An 18,442-nucleotide genomic window follows, 5' to 3' on the forward strand; every position below is an offset into this window, starting at 1 on the left:
ATGGCTTTTTTGAAGGAATGGGGTAATATTTATGGAGGTTAGGTTAGAAAAAGCAAGAGAATATGATGCGCAATCTATTTTTGAAAGTCAAGTAAATGCATTTTTACCGTTACTTAATGTTTATAAGGACTATAGTACTAATCCGGCGAATGAAACAATCGGAAGTACGATAACGAGGATAAATAATCCTTCGGGAGGACTTTTTAAAATTGTAATGGATAGTACTCTTGTTGGTGCTATTGGAGTCTCTTGTAAAAAGGAAACGCAATTTTGGATTAGTCCAATGTTTATTCTACCAAAATATCAGGGGCAAGGAATTGCTCAGAAAGCGATAACACAAATAGAAAAAAGTTTTCCTCAAGCAGTGAGTTGGGAACTAGCTACAATAGCGGAAGAAAAACGTAATTGTTATTTATATGAAAAAATGGGCTTCACAAAAACAGGTCTAATTAAGAAAATAAATGATGGGATGACACTTGTTTATTTTAAAAAACTTTTATAATATATATATATATATTTGTTTTCAAAAGCACTATTAGTAAAAAACGGATATCACGTCAATCGACGAGAATACCCGCTTTTCGTAAAGCTTCTTCTGCATTTTTAATATATTCTTCATCATCCGCCATTATCGTATGAAGGTGAATACCGCCATCTGTTAGTTTTGATAAATAAATAGCATCTGCCTCTTTGATTCGTTTGATGAATTCTTTCACTTCATTCCGATTAGAAACCATGATTGAAGCGCTAAGATCTCCATATACAGGATGCTCGATTTTGACATCTTTCACTGTAACACCATTATCGACAAGGATATTCAGTTCATCTATCGTCTGATCCGGAGTGTGTTTGCAAACAATTGTTTTTTCAACTCTTTCGGGTGTCGCCTGAATAGGCATAAAAATGTAACCTTGACTTGTAGCGACAATCGGTTCGTTTTTTGCTTTTAACAAAGTAATATCTCCGACAATCACCTGACGGCTTACATTTGTCATTTCTCCAAGTACTCTTCCCGTTATGGGTTTTTCGGACGCTTGTAACGTATCGACGATAAATCGGCGGCGTTCATCCCCAAGAATTTTTTCTTTCTCATTCATCATAAAACCACCTCACGTAGCCATTTTACCATATTTCGCAACTGAATCGCAGTCCATGGAATTGTTGTACAACTTCGACAAGGAGACGGGTCGAAGTTGAAATGAGGCGATTGTAGGTAAACCAGTAAAAGCCACGGTAAAACTCAGTGCATAAATTGGATTCCACAAACGTGTATGTTAAGTTAGTAGTTATGGTGTTAATACTTTGGGTAATAGAGGAGAATTGAAATGATCATCAAAGAAATCAACATTCGAAAAATGAAAATGACTATGAAGACTCCTTTTATTACGGGCTTGGGAACTTTTCAAGAAAAGGACTTCTTGATTTTAGAAGTGAAAGATGAGCTAGGAAATACAGGATGGGGAGAGTCAGTCGCATTCTCTACGCCTTGGTACAGCGAAGAAACACTGGGAACGAACTTACATATGATCAAGGATTTTATGATTCCTATTGTATTAGGAAAGGAAATCGGGCATCCAGACGAAGTAAGTCAATTATTCGCAGCAATTCGTAAAAACAATATGGCAAAATCTGCTGTTGAAGGTGCGATTTGGGACCTTTACGCTAAGCGCAATAAAATGACGTTGGCGCATGCACTGGGTGGCGAACAGGTCAAAATCGAGGTCGGCATCAGTATCGGCATCCATGAAAATGTGGCGGATCTAGTTGCAACAGTACGTGGTTTTATCAAGGAAGGCTACAAACGTATAAAAGTGAAAATTAAACCAGGTCATGATATTGAAGTGCTACGCGAACTCAGAAGAAACTTCCCGGACGTCCCCCTCATGGCAGATGCTAACTCGGCCTATACACTTGATGACATTGAACTTCTTAAACAGCTAGATGAATTTAATTTGACAATGATTGAACAGCCACTTGCATCAGACGATATTATCGATCATGCAACGTTGCAAAAACAATTGAAAACAGCTATCTGTCTGGATGAAAGCATTCATTCGCTTGAAGATACGCGGAAAGCAATCGAACTCGGTAGTACGAAAGTTATTAACGTTAAAATCGGTCGTGTGGGTGGCTTAACAGAAGCAAAGAAAATCCATGATTATTGTAAGGAGAAAAACATCCCAGTTTGGTGTGGCGGCATGCTTGAATCAGGAATTGGCCGTGCACATAATATCGCACTGACGACTCTTCCGAATTTCATCCTCCCGGGTGATACCGCAGGATCTTCCCGCTACTGGGAAAAGGATATCATCAGTCCTGAAGTCATTGTGGAAGACGGCTATATAACTGTGCCGACTGCCTATGGTATTGGTTATGAGCCAGATAGTGAAGCTATGGATACCTATACTGTAGAATATACGCAGTTCAAAGCTATGAATACAAATTAACTTACGGAGACATCTTGCTAGTGAAGCAAGTGTTTTCTATCGTTTGAACCAAGCCAATTAGTGGTATATGAATTATATGACCTCAGTAGTAGGATGGAGTAAGTTGACACGTGAGGAAGAAGAACTATAATTGATTGATATTATCAATTAATGTAGTAAAGGGGAACCGATTTTGTTTACTCATCCTTCTATCGAATTATATAGTGTAATTGTTGGAGAATATTCTTTTTTAATCATTCTTTTGTCCGTAGCAATTGCTAGTTTTTCTTGTTATACGGCGATATCTATGAATGAACGAATGCAAGAGAATAGTTTCTTCCATCACAATTTGTGGCTCATGTTAGCATCGATTGCTATGGGGTTTGGCATATGGTCGATGCATTTTGTTGGAATGGGTGCCTATTTACTTCCCATTTCGATGACTTATGAACCTAGTCTCACATTCTTGTCGATTATACCAGCCATTGCAAGTTCATTTTTAGTGTTTTATTTAGTCAACCGCATGCGGAAATCGATTGGATTAAATCTGATTTCGGGGGTTACGATGGGAATTGGCATTTCAGCCATGCATTATATTGGTATGGCGTCTATGGTATCAGATGCTATTTACACGTATGACATCACGATTTTTACCGCATCTGTTGCGATTGCGATTAGTATTTCTTTTATCGCAATCTATATATTTTCTACCCTTCAGCATCTTATGAAAAATAGACTCTTGAAAATGTTTACTTCTCTGGTTATGGGTTTAGCGATTTCTAGTATGCATTATACCGGACTTATGGGGACTACTTACTATATTCATCATGACAAAATTGATAGTTTGCATGAGAGTCATCAAATGAATATGAACTATCTAAACATATCAGTTTCAATTGGTTTGGGTTTGTTGCTGCTCTTATTACTGTTGTCGAGTTTTATTGACCGGTATATTGATTACCGCGTAAACTATTTCGAGTCTTTAACAAGAATTCCAAACAGACGCAGCTTTGAAAAAATGTTGAACAGTCCTACCTATGATGGATGTCTGGCAATGTGGTATATTCCTGATATTGAAAAAATCAATGTTGAGCAAGGTTATATTTTTGGGGATAAAGTTATTCAGTATCTGGGGCATTTATTCTCGCAGTGGACATCATCTACTATGAAACTTTACCAACTTCAGGGCAAGCGTTTCGTGTTTCTTATCCAGGATGCGAAAGGAATCGCAGAGTTTGAATGCACTATGAATAGGATTGCAAAGCAACTTAAGATGGAGCCTGAAATTGATGGCAAAATAACTAAAATTGAGGCGGTCTGTGCAATTTCAACGACGGAAGAGCATCAGGATCCGAAGCGTTTGTATACGGAAGCGCTTGGTGTGTTAGAACATCCATCGACTCGCTATGACTATCAGGTGATTCGATACGATAATGCAATTCATTCGCATTCATTTGAAGAGGAAATCCTTGGGGGGATAGATGAAGCCATTCGCAAAGGTCAATTATTTATGGTTTATCAACCTAAAATAATTGCTGGTACAAACGGACTGTCTGGGTTTGAAGCGTTAATTCGTTGGAAGCATCCGAAATACGGTATGCTATCGCCAGTAACTTTCATACCCATTTTTGAACAAAGCGACCGTATGCCAGATGTGACAAATTGGATAATTGAGCAAGTTTGTGAGCAGATTGCAGAGTGGGTAAAAATGGACTTCGATGTATGTCCCGTCTCGATTAATATTTCAGGGGATTATGTCACTTCACCGATTTTGCTAAATGTATTAAGGGAAATGATTAAAAAGTATAAGTTGAAACCGCATAATTTAGAATTAGAAATTACTGAGACGAGCGTAGTAAAATCGATCAAAGATGCAGTGAAAGCCCTTAATACATTTCGAGAAGAAGGTTTTTCTGTAGCATTGGATGATTTCGGAACGGGTGTTTCATCATTATCTTACTTGAAACAATTGCCCATTTCGACATTGAAAATAGATAAGTCATTTATAGACGATGTACCGAAATCTGAGAAAGATTCATCTATTCTGAAGGCGATTCTTGCAATCGGTCGCACGCTAAATTTAGATATTGTACTAGAAGGTGTAGAAACTGAAGAGCAAGTTCAATTTCTATGCAAAGAGTCGGGGGCGTTAATTTTCCAAGGCTATTATTTTGCTAAGCCTATGACCCCGCCAGAACTTTTGAATTGGTTAGCGCAGCGGAGTCCGGTTTAATGGAAAAAGATTTTACGCTTGACAATTCAATTAATTGTTGTATGATTATTTAAAATCTTCTAAAACTTGAACGGTGATGAAGGATTACTATGCGAATCCATGTTGTGAAAGAGAGCGGAATTTATCAGCTGGAAGATTCCGTCACGACAATCGCAGAACCTACCTTCGTAGTCTTATGCAAAACATAAGCGCGACCCTCAGCGTTATGGGGAAAAGTGGGGTGTGTTCGCATGCATCCAATTATGGTGGTACCGCGGAAGCTAAGCTCTTTCGTCCTTAATATCAGGACGAGAGGGCTATTTTTGTTTTCCACGAATAGATGAAATGGGGTATTGGATTGAAAAAACAACGGATTGTCGTGAAAATAGGTAGCAGTTCTTTAACGAATGTTAGAGGTGAAATCGATCAAGAGAAATTCAACGATCATATAGAAGCGCTTGCCGTACTTCGTAAAACAGGGCATGAAGTGATTCTTGTTTCTTCTGGTGCAGTCGCAGCTGGGTTTGCAAGGTTAGGCTATTCATCTAGACCAATAACAATCAAAGGGAAACAGGCGGCTTCGGCGGTGGGCCAGGGATTGTTAATGCAATCCTATATTGAAAAGTTTAGTGTTCATGGAATCGTGCCAGCTCAGATTTTATTGACACGTATCGACTTTTCGAATCGCGATCGCTACAGGAATGCATTTGCGACAATGACAGAACTATTGGAACGGGGAATCTTGCCCATTATTAATGAAAATGACACTGTCTCTGTTGAAGAACTGACTTTCGGTGACAATGATATGCTATCAGCGCTTGTCAGTGGGATTCTCCATGCCGACCAGCTTATTATTTTAACAGATATTAATGGTCTTTATGAATCAAATCCACGCAAATATCCATTAGCGAAACGACTTGATTATCTTGAACAGATTACGGATGATTTACTAAAAGGTGCTGACGACACGGGATCGAAAGTCGGGACGGGTGGCATGAAATCGAAACTGCTTGCTGCAAAAACAGCAACGTCACTTGGCGTTTCCGTTTTCATCGGAACGGGAGAAGGTTCGCATAAACTGCTAAGGATTTTACAAGGGGGAGGGGACGGCACCTATATTTCCAATCCTGATATCGCGAAAATTAATACAAGCAGACAATGGATCGTATTGCATTCCGAATCGACAGGCAAACTTTATGTGGATCAAGGGGCGGAAGAGGCTATTTTATATAACGGAAAAAGCTTATTACCTGCTGGTGTTGTTAAAGTAAAGGGGGATTTTTATAAAGGTGACGTTGTTGAAGTATTTGGCGTTAATGGGATTTTAGGCAAAGGGGAGGTCAGCTATTCATCGGAAGTATTAAGAAACACGATTGAGAATCGAAACAAGGAAAAAATTGTGGAATTAGTTTCATCGACCGTTGAAGTCATTCATCGGGACCGATGGGCACAACTTTAACTTTACTCAGCAGTAGTCTCTCACATCTATAAGTGGTGGAATCTAAGCCACTGCTGAATAAAGTTAAGCCTTCGGCGGATGTCACAGATTATGAAGGGAGTTGAAAGGTTGCATACCTGCGTCCTGCAGGCATAAGCTCAATTCAAAATCTGGACGCAATTACGCCAAGGCGCATTTGATAAAGGGGGATTTAACATGGGCGAAGTACACCTAAAAGGGAAAGCTGCAAAAGAAGTAAGTTATTCGTTGGTGAATATCACAACGGACCAAAAGAACAAAGCACTGGCGTTAATTGCCGATCAATTAGTGGTGGATCAAGCTTCTATTCTTACTGAAAATCAGAAGGACTTGGATGATGGAAAAACGAAAGGGCTTACTGACGCCGTTCTTGACCGCATCCAGCTCACTGAAAAACGAATCGAAGACATTGCTGGTGCCATTCATCTATTAATCGAATTACAGGATCCGATTGGGGAGACATTGGAAACCATCGAAAAAGACAATGGATTGCTTATTGAAGTGAAGCGGGTACCAATCGGCGTTATCGGCATGATTTATGAAGCAAGACCGAATGTCACTGTTGACGCGGCGACGCTCGCACTTAAAACGGGAAACGCCGTCGTTTTACGAGGAAGTTCCTCTGCAAAGTATTCAAACGTGGCTCTTATAAAATCAATTCATGCGGCACTTGATAAAAGTGATATCCCGAAAATGGCTATCCAATTAATTGAAGATACCAGCAGGGAAACGGCAAAAGAACTGTTCCGGCTTAATGAATACTTGGACGTTCTTATTCCGAGGGGAGGCAAAAAACTTATTGAAACCGTAATTCGTGAAGCGACAGTTCCAGTCATTCAAACGGGGGCAGGAAATTGCCACATTTATATTGATGAAACAGCAGAACGAGAGATGGCTATAAAAATCGCATTGAATGCAAAGATTCAACGCCCATCCGTTTGCAATGCGATTGAGACAATCTTAATCCATGACAAGTGGTTTGCACAATATGGGAAAGAGCTAATCGGAAAGTTACAAGAAAACGGTGTGGAAATCTTGGGGGATGAAACAGTCGTTCGAGAATGTGAAAATGTGCAAACGGCATCCGAATCAGATTGGTCAACGGAATATCTTGGGTTAACAGTTAGTGTCAAGCTTGTAACGTGTCTTGATGAATCAATTGCTCATATTAACGAATATGGAACAAAGCATTCCGAAGCGATTATCACCAATGATGAAAAGCATGCCGCAATTTTCTTGAATTACGTCGATGCTGCTGCCGTGTATCATAATGCCTCCACGCGATTTACGGATGGCTTTGAATTCGGTTATGGCTCGGAAATTGGAATTAGCACACAGAAGTTACATGCGCGGGGGCCGATGGGATTAAAGGCGTTGACGACGACAAAGTATGTCATCCGTGGCAATGGGCAAGTGCGGGTTTAGGGAAGTTTTTTGAGGGATTCGCTAGTAACTTCTTAGAACCAAGGGGATAGCTCGAAAGTCGCATGTGAAAACCTGAAATCCACAGTGAATCAAATCAAAAAATCCGCGGAGATCTGAACACTCCGCGGATACCTTTAATTTAATTCCAAATGCTGTTTCATGACATCTGTAACTTCCTGTAATTCTGTTTTATCCATAATGTAATACCATATACCGCCGTTCATTCGCTTGCCTTCACCTAATTCAAAATGAAGTTGTTCAACTTTACTAGCCGCTTCTCGGTAGTTCTTCTGGACGTCTACCATTTCATCGAACGTCATATTCGTTTTTACATTGTCTCCCAAGGCGTTGAAGACACTGCGGTATTTCAGCAAGCTTTTCACAGAGGTCCCTTCATGTAGGACTCCCTCAATCACCTGTTTCTGACGATTTTGACGCCCGAAGTCGCCATTAGGATCACCTTTACGCATACGTACGTAGGACAAAGCTTCTTTACCGTCCAATGTGATGTCACCAGCAGCAAAAAGAATCGAATCCTGCGTAAATTCAAAAGGATTGTTTACACTAATACCGCCGACTGTATCGACGATTGTTTGAAATCCTTCCATATTGACTTCCATAACATAGTCAATGGGAATATCCAATAGATTTTCAACCGAATCCAGTGACATCTGAATGCCACCGAATGCATACGCGTGGTTTAGTTTATCAGTGGTCCCATGACCAATAATCTCTGTGTACGTATCTCTTGGAATACTGACCATTTTCGTCGTTTTCAACTTAGGATTAACGGCCATTACAATCATTGTATCAGAGCGGCCTTTATCGCCTTCTCGTTCATCAACACCTAGAACAAGCACTGAAAATGGATCCTGTTTACCCAATGTAATGCCTTCGTCACGTTTCTCCGATAATTCTCGGTCAATCGGTTTATACATACTTTTCAATGTTGACGTCAAGTCAAAATAGACATTCAACGCAAAGCCGCCGATTATAAGTCCAGTGATTGCAATGACCCACGGCCATTTTCTTCGTTTCTTCATGTTTTTCATATCTGCTCGATTCATTATAGTTCCTCCAGTTGGGGTCATTCTAAAAAGTGTACCAGGATATAGACGCATTACCTGTGGTCCAAGTTTCATTTGCTATTAAATAGTAGGGGTTTCAATGGTTAAGGAAGGAGATACGACCACAACACTAATTAGAAGAACGGACGTTGCCCTTTATAATTCTAAGAATGCGGGCAGAAATAAGGTTTATATTGGATGAATGAATACCCAGACCCAGACCCCAGGTAGCTTAAGCATACCTGGGTTTTTAGTTGTTAGTAAAATAGCGAAAAGTCATGTGGAAAACGAGTATCCGTGATAAAATTAACGTGTTGGTAAATGATACTAAACGATGTTTGTAGAAGGGAACTTACAATGAATAATCAAAAGGGAATAGTGAATAAAGAAGTTCCAATAGACCTTGAGCCAGATCGAATACTTGCCATCATATTTGAATACATGTCAAAAGTATCGATGGAAAATGATTTGGAAAAATTATTAATGATATTAGCTGATTTAGGAAAAAAACTTGTGGTAGCCGATCGTTGCTCAGTCTGGTTACACGAACCTTCGGAACAGACAATCTGGACGGTTGCAGCGCATGGCATTGAAAAAATTATTATTCCGCAGGAAAGCGGATTTGTTGGTCATAGTATAGCAACTGGAAAAGTAATTATGGTTGAGGATGCCTATTTGGATAAGCGTTTTAACCAGGAAATTGATATTGAAACGGGATATAGAACGTGTTCAGTCCTCTGTATTCCTTTCCATAATACCAGTGGAACTGTTATTGGTGCGTTTCAGGCGATAAACAAAATAACTGCTCAAGGTATTTTTAACGGAAAAGATAGCGAGATATTGGGTTTAGCAGCTACATATGCCGGTAAATCCCTTGAGTCAGCCATTCTACTAAATGAAATTATTGAAACGCAAAAAGAAATGCTTGAGACCTTGGGTGAAATCGGAGAAAGCCGTTCCCAGGAAACAGGAAATCATGTGAAGCGTGTTGCTTTATACTCTTATTTATTAGCCAAGCTGGCCGGTATTTCTGAAGATAAAGCTCTCCTTTTGAAACATGCTTCACCTATGCATGACATTGGTAAAGTAGCGACACCTGACAGTATTTTACTAAAACCAGGCAAGCTAACATCGGATGAATTCGAAATAATGAAACAGCACGCTGTCATAGGCTACAATATTTTTAGAAATTCCCAACGTGATTTACTTCGTACTGCGGCAATTATTGCATATGAGCACCATGAAAAATGGGATGGCACAGGCTATCCAAATGGTGTAAAAGGGGAAGCGATTCATATATTCGGACGCATTACTTCCATAGCGGATGTTTTTGATGCACTGGGCAGTGACCGTGTTTATAAGCAAGCTTGGAAAATGGAACAGATAGTTGCTTATATGACCGAACAACAAGGAAAACATTTCGACCCGATACTGGTGCAATTGTTTCTTGATAATCTTGCATTATTTATCGCTATTCGGGATCAGCACAGCGATTTGAGATAGGAGATACTAATGCGAAAAACAATCTATTTTCAAGAAGAACGCATCATTAATGCACCGATTGGGCAGTTATGGTCTCTTCTTGAAGACACCAACCAGTTGAACCAGGAAATCGGCCTGTTTCCAGTCCGATTTTCCCCTTTTAGCCATGAAGAGGGATCACTCTTTCGACAATCACGTACAAAAGCGTTTGGAGCAATAGAATTAGCCTGGCGGGAATACGCATTTGAATGGATTAAACAGCAATCCTATTCTATAGAGCGTGTTTATACAAAAGGCCCGGCCGTTCGGGCGAAATGGAAAGTTAGTGTGGAGCCACAAGGAAAAAACACAACGTTGTTAAAACTAAAGGGCGATTTTACATACCGCAATCTAGTCGGCCGGCTAGCCATGAAAATGATTATAATCCCACAATTAAGGAAGACCCTCCTTTACGCATTGCAAGTAGAAGAAAATAGTGGGGGAGCGGTGATTCGGCCTTGGGTTAAGCAAGTTGCTGTTGTAGAGAAGGACCGGCTAGGTAGATTAACCGCAAAGCTTACTGCGGCCTTCACCAACGAGCAAATGATTGAACAACTTATACAAACACTTGTGAACGGCAATGATGAAGACGTAACGAGTATGAAGCCCCTTCAATGGGCAGAGACTCACCAATTTGATCGGCGGCAGACAGTCGAACTCTTCCTTATAGCTACAAAAGTAGGGATTCTGGATCAAGAGTGGAGTCTAATGTGCCCCAATTGCCGAGTACCGAAAGGCCAGACAAATTCGCTAAGTCAACTGGATAATACAGTGCATTGTGATCTATGCGGAGTAGATTATGAAATCGATTTTGACCGCTATGTCGAGATGCGCTTCACTGTTAACCCGAGTATTCGGCAAACGAGTCAGGCGTTATTCTGTGTAAATGGGCCACTCAACTCCCCCCATGTCGTTGCCCAATTTCGAATTCCAAGCCATTCATCAATGGAACTGGAATTGCCAAATTGGGATCAAAAACTGCGTTGGCGCGTATTGAAGTTTAATTATACAGCAAGCATCTTTGAAGGAACGGATGATACCAAGTCCAAATTAACACTTACAGAATCTGGATTCACTGAGAAGGAAGTCGCTAAAACCCGCTTTTTGCAGGTGGAAAACCATACAAGTGAGGAATTTGTAATGGTCGTAGAAGAAGTGGAGTGGGACCGATTTGCTCTGACAGCAAGTGAAGTAACTTCGCTTCAACTGTTTCGGGATTTATTCGCGACAGAAGTATTATCGCCAGACCAGCAGATTGGTATTGGAAAAATGACCATTTTATTTACAGATTTAAAAGGGTCAACCCGGCTTTATGAATCCATTGGAGATGCCCTTGCTTATTCAGATGTGAAAAAACATTTCGATTTCTTGAAGAAATATATTCAAGCTAATAATGGCACCATTGTTAAAACAATTGGTGATTCTGTTATGGCTGCATTCATCCAAGACAAGGATGCTTTCAATGCAGCGCTTGCGATTCAGAAAAATATTTATTTGTTAAATGAAAAAATATCACAAGCTGTGCAAGTGAAAATTGGTTTTCACACAGGCCCTGTTATTGCAGTAAATGCGAATGAAATCCTCGATTATTTTGGGCGTACAGTAAATATGGCGGCACGAATCCAGCAGCAAAGTGTGGGCAGTGATATTGTCATCAGTGAACATGACTATCAGGATTTACTTGAGTCAAACGAATTTTCGCTACTCAATCCGACTTTTGCAATCGAATCCCTAACCAAACAATTACATGGCGTAGATGGCGATACACGATTAATACGAATACAATTATAAATCATTTGAAAATGGCTTCGGGAGGTATGGCATTGGAAGATAAAACACAATTAAGACTCGTTTTGACGGGGATTTTATTAGGAATATTAATGGCTGCAATGGATAATACAATTGTAGCGACAGCGCTCGGTTCAATATTGGGAGACTTAGGCGGTGTGGACAGCTACATTTGGATTACGTCTGCTTATGCAGTAGCTGTACTTGCGGGGATGCCGATTTTCGGAAAGTTATCCGATATGTATGGACGAAAACGGTTCTTTTTATTTGGTATCATTGTTTTCTTAATTGGGTCTGCTCTTTGTGGACTTGCACAAACCGTTCCACAGCTTGCGGTATTCCGAGCTATCCAAGGAATTGGGGGAGGGGCATTATTGCCAATAGCATTCACAATTGTTTTTGATGTTTTCCCTCCTGAACAACGTGGTAAAATGACTGGCCTTCTTGGCGCTGTATTTGGCGCTTCAAGTGTTCTAGGCCCTTTGCTTGGTGCATGGATTACGGAATCAATCAGCTGGCACTGGGTATTTTACGTTAATATTCCAATCGGCGCTATTTCTTTATTCCTGATCATTCGCTATTACAAGGAAGCTACACAACCGATCAAGCAGACGATAGACTGGCTTGGGGCAATTACACTTGTTACGGCTGTCGTCAGCCTAATGTTTGGGCTTGAGTTGGGCGGGAAAAAGTTTGAGTGGTCATCATGGCAAAGTATTTCCCTCTTTAGTATCTTTGTTGTCTTTTTCATTGTCTTCATATGGGCTGAAACGAAAGCAAAAGAACCTATTATTTCATTTTGGATGTTCAAGAATAGACTATTTGCTTCATCCCAGGCACTGGCCTTCTTATATGGCGCGACATTTATTGGATTGACGATTTTCATTCCTCTTTTTGTGCAGGCCGTTTATGGTGGATCAGCCACAAATGCGGGAATCATTCTTATGCCGATGCTCCTTGGCTCGGTCGCCGGGAGTGCACTTGGAGGAATATTGCAGACGAAAACATCATATCGCAACATCATGGTGATTTCGGTTATCGCCTATTCAATCGGTATGGTATTAATGAGCACGATCACACCTGAAACGTCACGAATCGCTTTATCATTATTTATGGTGCTTGTCGGGTTTGGCGTAGGTTTTTCATTTTCATTACTGCCTGCTGCTTCTATGCATGAAATGGATTATCGTTATAGGGGATCAGCTAACTCAACGAACTCATTTTTCCGTTCATTAGGGCTCGCGCTGGGTATTACAATTTTTGGTGCTATTCAAACAAAATTGCTAACAAGCGAAATGGCCACTGGATTTGCGAAACTTGGTGGAAGCGGGCAGGGCGGTTCGGAATCACTCGGGAATATCCAAACTGTATTCCAGCCTGAAACACGGGCAAACATCCCGCCGGATATATTGGACGTAATTGTAAATGCAATGTCCACATCCATCTCGGCCACCTATCTCTGGTCACTTATTCCCGTAGGAATTGCAGTCATTGCTGTTTTCTACATGGGAAATGAAAGATTGGATATAACTAAAAAATAGTGAAAAATAAAAGCTGTCACATCCATTTTTCACAATGGGCGTGGCAGCTTTTCTCTTAAGTTTATGACAGTTATTAATCTAATTAGGGTCGTTTGAAGCGGCTGGTTTTCTTGGATTTTAATCGTTGCATTCTGTCAACTACTTCTTGTTTCATTTCCGCAGTTTTGCCTTCGTCGACTTGAAAGGAAGTGAGTTCATCCCCATGGATTTCGACTAAAAGCCATGTGCCAGCTGTGCTGCCGGTAGGGAGAGCGGATATGTCGACATGATATTCTTTCTGCAACTCTTCAACTAAAAGAAGTGCTTTTTCGTTGTCTGTGAAACGATCTAGATATGCTGGATACATAATTAACCTCCTATGCACGCAATGCCTTGCGTGAGAATGTCGGCAATACGGGCGGGTCCGATGCCTTTGATTTTACTAAGATCGTCAACTGATTGGTAAGGGCGGAGCTGGATTAAATCTTGTGAACGAGCGGGACCGATGTGAATAATTCGCTGTACCTCCACTTCACTTGCTGAGTTGATATTAACACATGATCCACTTGAAGCCGGCTGTATTTCCTTTTTTGGTTCAGGTGCAGGGACAACTTCAGTTTCTGCTTTAGGCGGTGTGTGTTTAATAGTCCCTTGGTTATTTGTATGGACACTGAATGTCTTGCCATCTGTTTCTACAATAACTGTTCCGTGAACATCAGTTCCATAAACGAGAGCACCGCTTTTTTCAAGCCGACTAATCGTTTCGATATGCGGGTGTCCGTATTGATTGCCAACGCTTGCCGAATAAATCGCTACATCTGGTTTAACCGCATTTAAAAATCTGTCGGTTGTAGATGTTTTCGACCCATGGTGACCCACTTGCAAAATATCTGCCTTTAAGTTTTCACCACTAGTAAGCATTTCCCTTTCAGCCTCCTCTTCACCGTCACCAGTAAAGAGGAAGGAAACATCGCCGTATTGCAAACGAATTGCAATCGAGTTGTTATTTGTATCGCCTGACAGTGATTTCGGATGAACAACCGCGACCTCTAGAGGTCCAATGTCGAATACATCGCCAACCTCTGGCTCATAGTAATCCACATTATTATCTTCAATTGCAGCAAGTGCACTAGTGAAAACTTGGGAATTCACAGTTTCACCATTCATCCATACTTCTGATACGTCAAATGTCTGGATGATTTTATCTAGTTGCCCAATGTGATCTGCATGGGGATGCGTTACCGCGACAATATCGATGTTTGTTATTTTATGGGCTTGAAGATAAGCCACAACCTCCGCTGAGTTCCAATCCCCGGTATCAATGAGTATTGCGAATGCTTCATCGCCCTGACTGTATTCAATCAATGTGGCGTCCGCCTGTCCGACATCTATGTAATGAACTTTCATCTTCGAGAGCGGAAGATTCTGCTGTTTAACAGGATCTGTGACTTCTGCTTCAACAACTTCGCTCTGTTCTTCTTTTACTTGTTCTTCTACTACCTCGGAATAGTCATTTACATTGTCAGGTAAGGGTGACTGTGTAGCACCTTGCCCGCAACCTGCAAAAATAAGTAGGCCCGCGAATAAATATAGACTGGTGAACATATTTTTAATCATTTATTCTCCTCTATCATACGAATATTTTTCTACTATATATTGAACAAATGATACCTCTATTAACTGAGCGAAGGCGCCTGACAAGTGATAGCCGAAGCCCTAAGACTGGCGGCGGAGCTGATTGGCTTAGGGCGGGAGGTATCCCCTAGCGCCATAGCGAATTAAATGAGATTCTCGATTTAAACATATATAGTATAGTGTAGCAGACATAGTCACTGTGGTTAACATTTTATTGAAACTGTATGCCATTAATCAAACGTTCATTCTATGTACCAAAACATCCAGTAATTTCAGCTGTTTTAATAGACCATTAGCGCTTATAATAGAAGTATATTCTAAAAGGAGTTGACGAAAGCTTGAGGCTTATTTCGAAGTTTGCTACAAAGATTGTCGTTCTTGTCCTCTTAGTCACTGGAATAGCGGCAAGTGCAGGGTGGTACTTCTTTGATGCAAATAAAGGAATCACAGTTTCGTTTTCCGAATTGGAAAAAACAATTCAAGCACAAAACGATCAAGTTGTATCCCTTAAAGAAACGTCTAGCGGAACTTTGTACTTGCAGACGAAAGATGGGAAATACGTAACTCAAGTTCGTCCTGAAAGCCAACTAGTTGAACAATTAGTCGAAAAATATAATATTTCATATAACTATTCCAATCAAAGCCAATTTGGTAGTTTATTGTTTGGAGGATTTTTCATTACGCTCCTCATTACATTAATTGTGTTGCATAAAAAAGGGAAGATTGGCGTCGGCGCCTCGTCCATGAAAAATAGCGCATCCAAATCGACACCTTTACCAGATATAACATTACAGGATATTGGTGGGCTTCCTGAAGAAATGAAGGAAGAGATTCTACAGACCTTATCCATTGTGAAAGATCCGAAACGGTCCGCCCAAGTCGGTATTCAGCCACCAAAAGGGATTCTTTTATATGGGCCACCTGGTACGGGTAAAACGTTACTAGCACAAGCCATTGCGCGCGAAATAGGAGCAACTTTCTATTCATCCAGCGGTTCAGCTTTCACAGAGTTATTTGTAGGTGTAGGTGCTTCCCGTGTACGTTCTCTTTTTGAAAATGCAAGAAAACAGCGACCAGCAGTCATTTTTATTGACGAAGTGGACGCCCTGGCAGCTAAACGGAAAGCACATGGTGGGGAAGAAGCAGAAAAAACATTAACGGAACTTCTCGTTCAACTTGATGGCGGAAATAATAACGATGGTGTGCTATTCATTGCAGCAACGAACCGAAAAGATATGTTAGATGAAGCTTTTCTACGCCCTGGCCGAATCGATTATTCTTTCCAAGTACCATTGCCTGATACGACTGGAAGAAGAGAAATCATTGATATTCACACGAGGGGCAGGCTACTCGCTGATGAAGTCTTTGCTTCGTTAGATACTCTTGCGGAAAGTACATCAGGGTTTTCGGGAGCTGAACTGAGTTCTCTCTTTAAAACAGCAAGTAGAAGGGCAATCCGAGATGGACGTGAACAAATTGCGAAGAGTGATCTTGATTTTGCAATCGACCGCACCATTCTTGGAAGTGCCTCCCGTTCAATGAACGACCCAGAGACAAAAAGAAGAGTAGCCATTCATGAATCCGGGCATGCGCTAGTCGCCGCAGTAACAAAACCCGGTTCAGTAAGGAAAGCGACAATCATTCCACGCGGCCAAGCGCTAGGGTATGTAGCGCCGATTCAAAAAGAGCTTCACTTGGCTACGTATAGTGAATTATTGGCTCAAGTCAGCATGATCCTTGCTGGTGGCGTTGCTGAACGCATGTATCTTGGCGAACATAGTATTGGCGTCAGTGGCGATGTCCAGCAAGCGAAAGAAATCATCGAGCGCATGGTTGACACGGGTTTATTGCAAGATGGATTCACCTTAACTTTCAATAAAGGCGAGAAAGAAGCGAAGATGCAACTTCTTTTTGATGAAGCGCTTCGCAAAACAGAAAGCCTGATTCAAGGACACGCATCTGAATTTGAAGAGTTAGTGGATCTATTAATGCAAAAGGAAACGCTGGATGGGACAGAAATACAACAGGTTGTTAGCAAGAACGCAGTCAAAATATAAGTGTATTGAAAAAGTTGATTAACTGGAGAGACATTTGTCTCTTCTTTTTTCATGGTTTGAGAACCAATCATATAAGTGTTCGGAGCGACCATATATCTGTGTTGACCAAGCATAAGCCAATCTACACAAATCATATCCCAAAAAATCCCCCCTTACCTCGCACATGGACCCACAAGTTCGTTCTAATTTCCTCTCGTTCCTCCTACAGTGTAACAAGGCATGAGAATGGGGGAGATTAGCTATGTTAATAGACGGGGTTTTTTCAGGAGGGGGTTTGAAGGGATTTGCGTTAGTTGGTGCTTATCAAGTGCTAGAAGAAAAGGGGTATCGTTTTCACCGAATAGCTGGAACGAGTGCTGGCGCAATTCTTGCCTGTTTCATAGCGGCTGGCTATTCGGCTAAGGAAATTGAAGTGATGCTGGATGAACAAGATTTTCAGGTACTTCTTGATCCAAGGAAAACAATTATACCTTTACCGTTAATGAAATGGTTTCTACTGTACTGGAGACTTGGTTTATACCAGGGCAATGCTTTGGAGAATTGGTTTTTAGAAAAATTGGCTGCGAAAGGTGTCTATACATTTTCAGATTTACCACCCGGAAAACTAAAGCTCGTTGCTTCTGATTTAACGAATGGAAAAATGATCGTGCTTCCCGACGATTTGGAGGGCTATGGACTATCAGCAGAAACATTTCCGATTGCTCGTGCTTTACGCATGAGTTGCGGAATTCCATTTTTCTTTGAACCGGTGCGGTTAAAAGTAGGGAAAGGCGAGACGATTGTTGTGGATGGGGGGGTGTTGAGCAATTTTCCTATGTGGATATTTAGCGATGAAAGTGGAAAAACAGAACGTCCAGTCCTTGGCTTGAAGCTAAGTCGTAGCCAAGAAGACATGCCGGGACATAAAATCGACAATGCTTTAGATTTATTTGAAGCCCTTTTTTCAACGATGAAGAATTCGCATGATGAAAGGTATATTTCTCGAAAGCATGAAAAAAACATCATATTCATACCGGTGGATGATTATAGCACAACTCAGTTTGATATGGATCAAGAAACAAAAGAGTCGCTTTTGGAAGCAGGACGTATCAGTACGGTTCAATTTTTGAAAACATGGTGAAAAATACCGGGTCCAAAACGATTTTGAGTCGTTTCGGTACCTGGTATTTTTTTATAGTTACTTCGCTGACCATTCAGTATGGAAATGTCCTTCTTTATCAAGGCGTTCATAGGTATGCGCACCAAAATAATCTCGCTGTGCCTGGATCAGATTGGCTGGCAATGTCTCAGTACGATAACTATCATAGTAAGCTA

At 40.9% G+C, this 18,442-nt stretch carries 15 protein-coding genes; 10 read left to right on the plus strand and 5 right to left on the minus strand.

Translation table 11 applies throughout. The annotated features are described in order from the left end of the window. Window positions 1–31 precede the first annotated feature (31 nt). The gene (locus I2483_RS12615) at window positions 32–502 is read left to right on the plus strand and encodes a GNAT family N-acetyltransferase (RefSeq protein WP_207277494.1); all 471 of its coding nucleotides are present in this window, start codon (window positions 32–34) and stop codon (window positions 500–502) included. Between the two features lie 55 nt (window positions 503–557). Here I2483_RS12615 and I2483_RS12620 read toward each other — a convergent pair whose 3' ends face one another. After that, window positions 558–1,097 carry a transcription repressor NadR gene (locus I2483_RS12620; RefSeq protein ID WP_207277495.1) on the minus strand — a complete coding sequence of 180 codons (540 nt, stop codon included), beginning with the start codon at window positions 1,095–1,097 and terminating at the stop codon, window positions 558–560. Window positions 1,098–1,325: 228 nt separating this feature from the next. Here I2483_RS12620 and menC point away from each other — a divergent pair, with 228 nt between their 5' ends. The 4 genes from menC to I2483_RS12640 all read left to right on the plus strand — a co-directional run bounded on the left by menC (window position 1,326) and on the right by I2483_RS12640 (window position 7,540). After that, complete coding sequence (gene menC / locus I2483_RS12625; RefSeq protein WP_207277496.1) at window positions 1,326–2,447, plus strand: o-succinylbenzoate synthase; 1,122 nt, start codon at window positions 1,326–1,328, stop codon at window positions 2,445–2,447. Between the two features lie 172 nt (window positions 2,448–2,619). Continuing rightward, entirely contained in the window at window positions 2,620–4,659 is a 2,040-nt protein-coding gene (locus I2483_RS12630) for a bifunctional diguanylate cyclase/phosphodiesterase (RefSeq protein ID WP_207277497.1), read from the plus strand. 337 nt (window positions 4,660–4,996) lie between these two features. Continuing rightward, window positions 4,997–6,097, plus strand: a complete 1,101-nt coding sequence (gene proB / locus I2483_RS12635) for a glutamate 5-kinase (protein WP_207277498.1) — start codon at window positions 4,997–4,999, stop codon at window positions 6,095–6,097. Window positions 6,098–6,292: 195 nt separating this feature from the next. Continuing rightward, entirely contained in the window at window positions 6,293–7,540 is a 1,248-nt protein-coding gene (locus I2483_RS12640; RefSeq protein WP_207277499.1) for a glutamate-5-semialdehyde dehydrogenase, read from the plus strand. A gap of 134 nt (window positions 7,541–7,674) precedes the next feature. On the opposite strand, the gene I2483_RS12645 is transcribed toward I2483_RS12640, so the two are convergent. Then, window positions 7,675–8,607: an LCP family glycopolymer transferase gene (locus I2483_RS12645; protein ID WP_275956088.1), complete on the minus strand. Its 933-nt coding sequence runs from the start codon at window positions 8,605–8,607 to the stop codon at window positions 7,675–7,677. 357 nt (window positions 8,608–8,964) lie between these two features. Between I2483_RS12645 and I2483_RS12650 the strand changes: the two genes are divergently transcribed. From I2483_RS12650 to I2483_RS12660, 3 genes are read left to right on the plus strand one after another with little or no spacing between them, the layout of a single operon-like run. Further along, the gene (locus tag I2483_RS12650; protein ID WP_207277500.1) at window positions 8,965–10,110 is read left to right on the plus strand and encodes an HD domain-containing phosphohydrolase; all 1,146 of its coding nucleotides are present in this window, start codon (window positions 8,965–8,967) and stop codon (window positions 10,108–10,110) included. Window positions 10,111–10,119: 9 nt separating this feature from the next. Then, complete coding sequence (locus I2483_RS12655; RefSeq protein ID WP_207277501.1) at window positions 10,120–11,919, plus strand: adenylate/guanylate cyclase domain-containing protein; 1,800 nt, start codon at window positions 10,120–10,122, stop codon at window positions 11,917–11,919. A 26-nt stretch (window positions 11,920–11,945) separates the two neighbouring features. After that, window positions 11,946–13,457: an MDR family MFS transporter gene (locus I2483_RS12660; protein ID WP_207277502.1), complete on the plus strand. Its 1,512-nt coding sequence runs from the start codon at window positions 11,946–11,948 to the stop codon at window positions 13,455–13,457. A gap of 82 nt (window positions 13,458–13,539) precedes the next feature. Here the strand turns inward: I2483_RS12660 and I2483_RS12665 are convergent, their stop codons facing one another. Together I2483_RS12665 and I2483_RS12670 are read right to left on the minus strand one after the other, a co-directional pair. Next, entirely contained in the window at window positions 13,540–13,803 is a 264-nt protein-coding gene (locus tag I2483_RS12665; RefSeq protein ID WP_207277503.1) for a DUF3006 domain-containing protein, read from the minus strand. Between the two features lie 2 nt (window positions 13,804–13,805). After that, window positions 13,806–15,053, minus strand: coding sequence for an MBL fold metallo-hydrolase (locus I2483_RS12670; protein ID WP_255550426.1), 1,248 nt, complete (start codon window positions 15,051–15,053; stop codon window positions 13,806–13,808). A 356-nt stretch (window positions 15,054–15,409) separates the two neighbouring features. On the opposite strand from I2483_RS12670, the gene I2483_RS12675 reads away from it, so the two are divergent. Continuing rightward, on the plus strand, window positions 15,410–17,128 hold the full coding sequence (locus tag I2483_RS12675) for an AAA family ATPase (protein WP_207277504.1): 1,719 nt from the start codon (window positions 15,410–15,412) through the stop codon (window positions 17,126–17,128). A gap of 241 nt (window positions 17,129–17,369) precedes the next feature. Beyond that, window positions 17,370–18,248, plus strand: a complete 879-nt coding sequence (locus I2483_RS12680) for a patatin-like phospholipase family protein (protein ID WP_207277505.1) — start codon at window positions 17,370–17,372, stop codon at window positions 18,246–18,248. 57 nt (window positions 18,249–18,305) lie between these two features. On the opposite strand, the gene I2483_RS12685 is transcribed toward I2483_RS12680, so the two are convergent. Next, on the minus strand, window positions 18,306–18,442 hold a 137-nt coding region (locus I2483_RS12685; RefSeq protein ID WP_207277511.1), incomplete at its 5' end, for a hypothetical protein.

Origin of the sequence: Sporosarcina sp. E16_3 (assembly GCF_017347125.1) — a bacterium.
Classification (GTDB): Bacteria; Bacillota; Bacilli; order Bacillales_A; family Planococcaceae; genus Sporosarcina.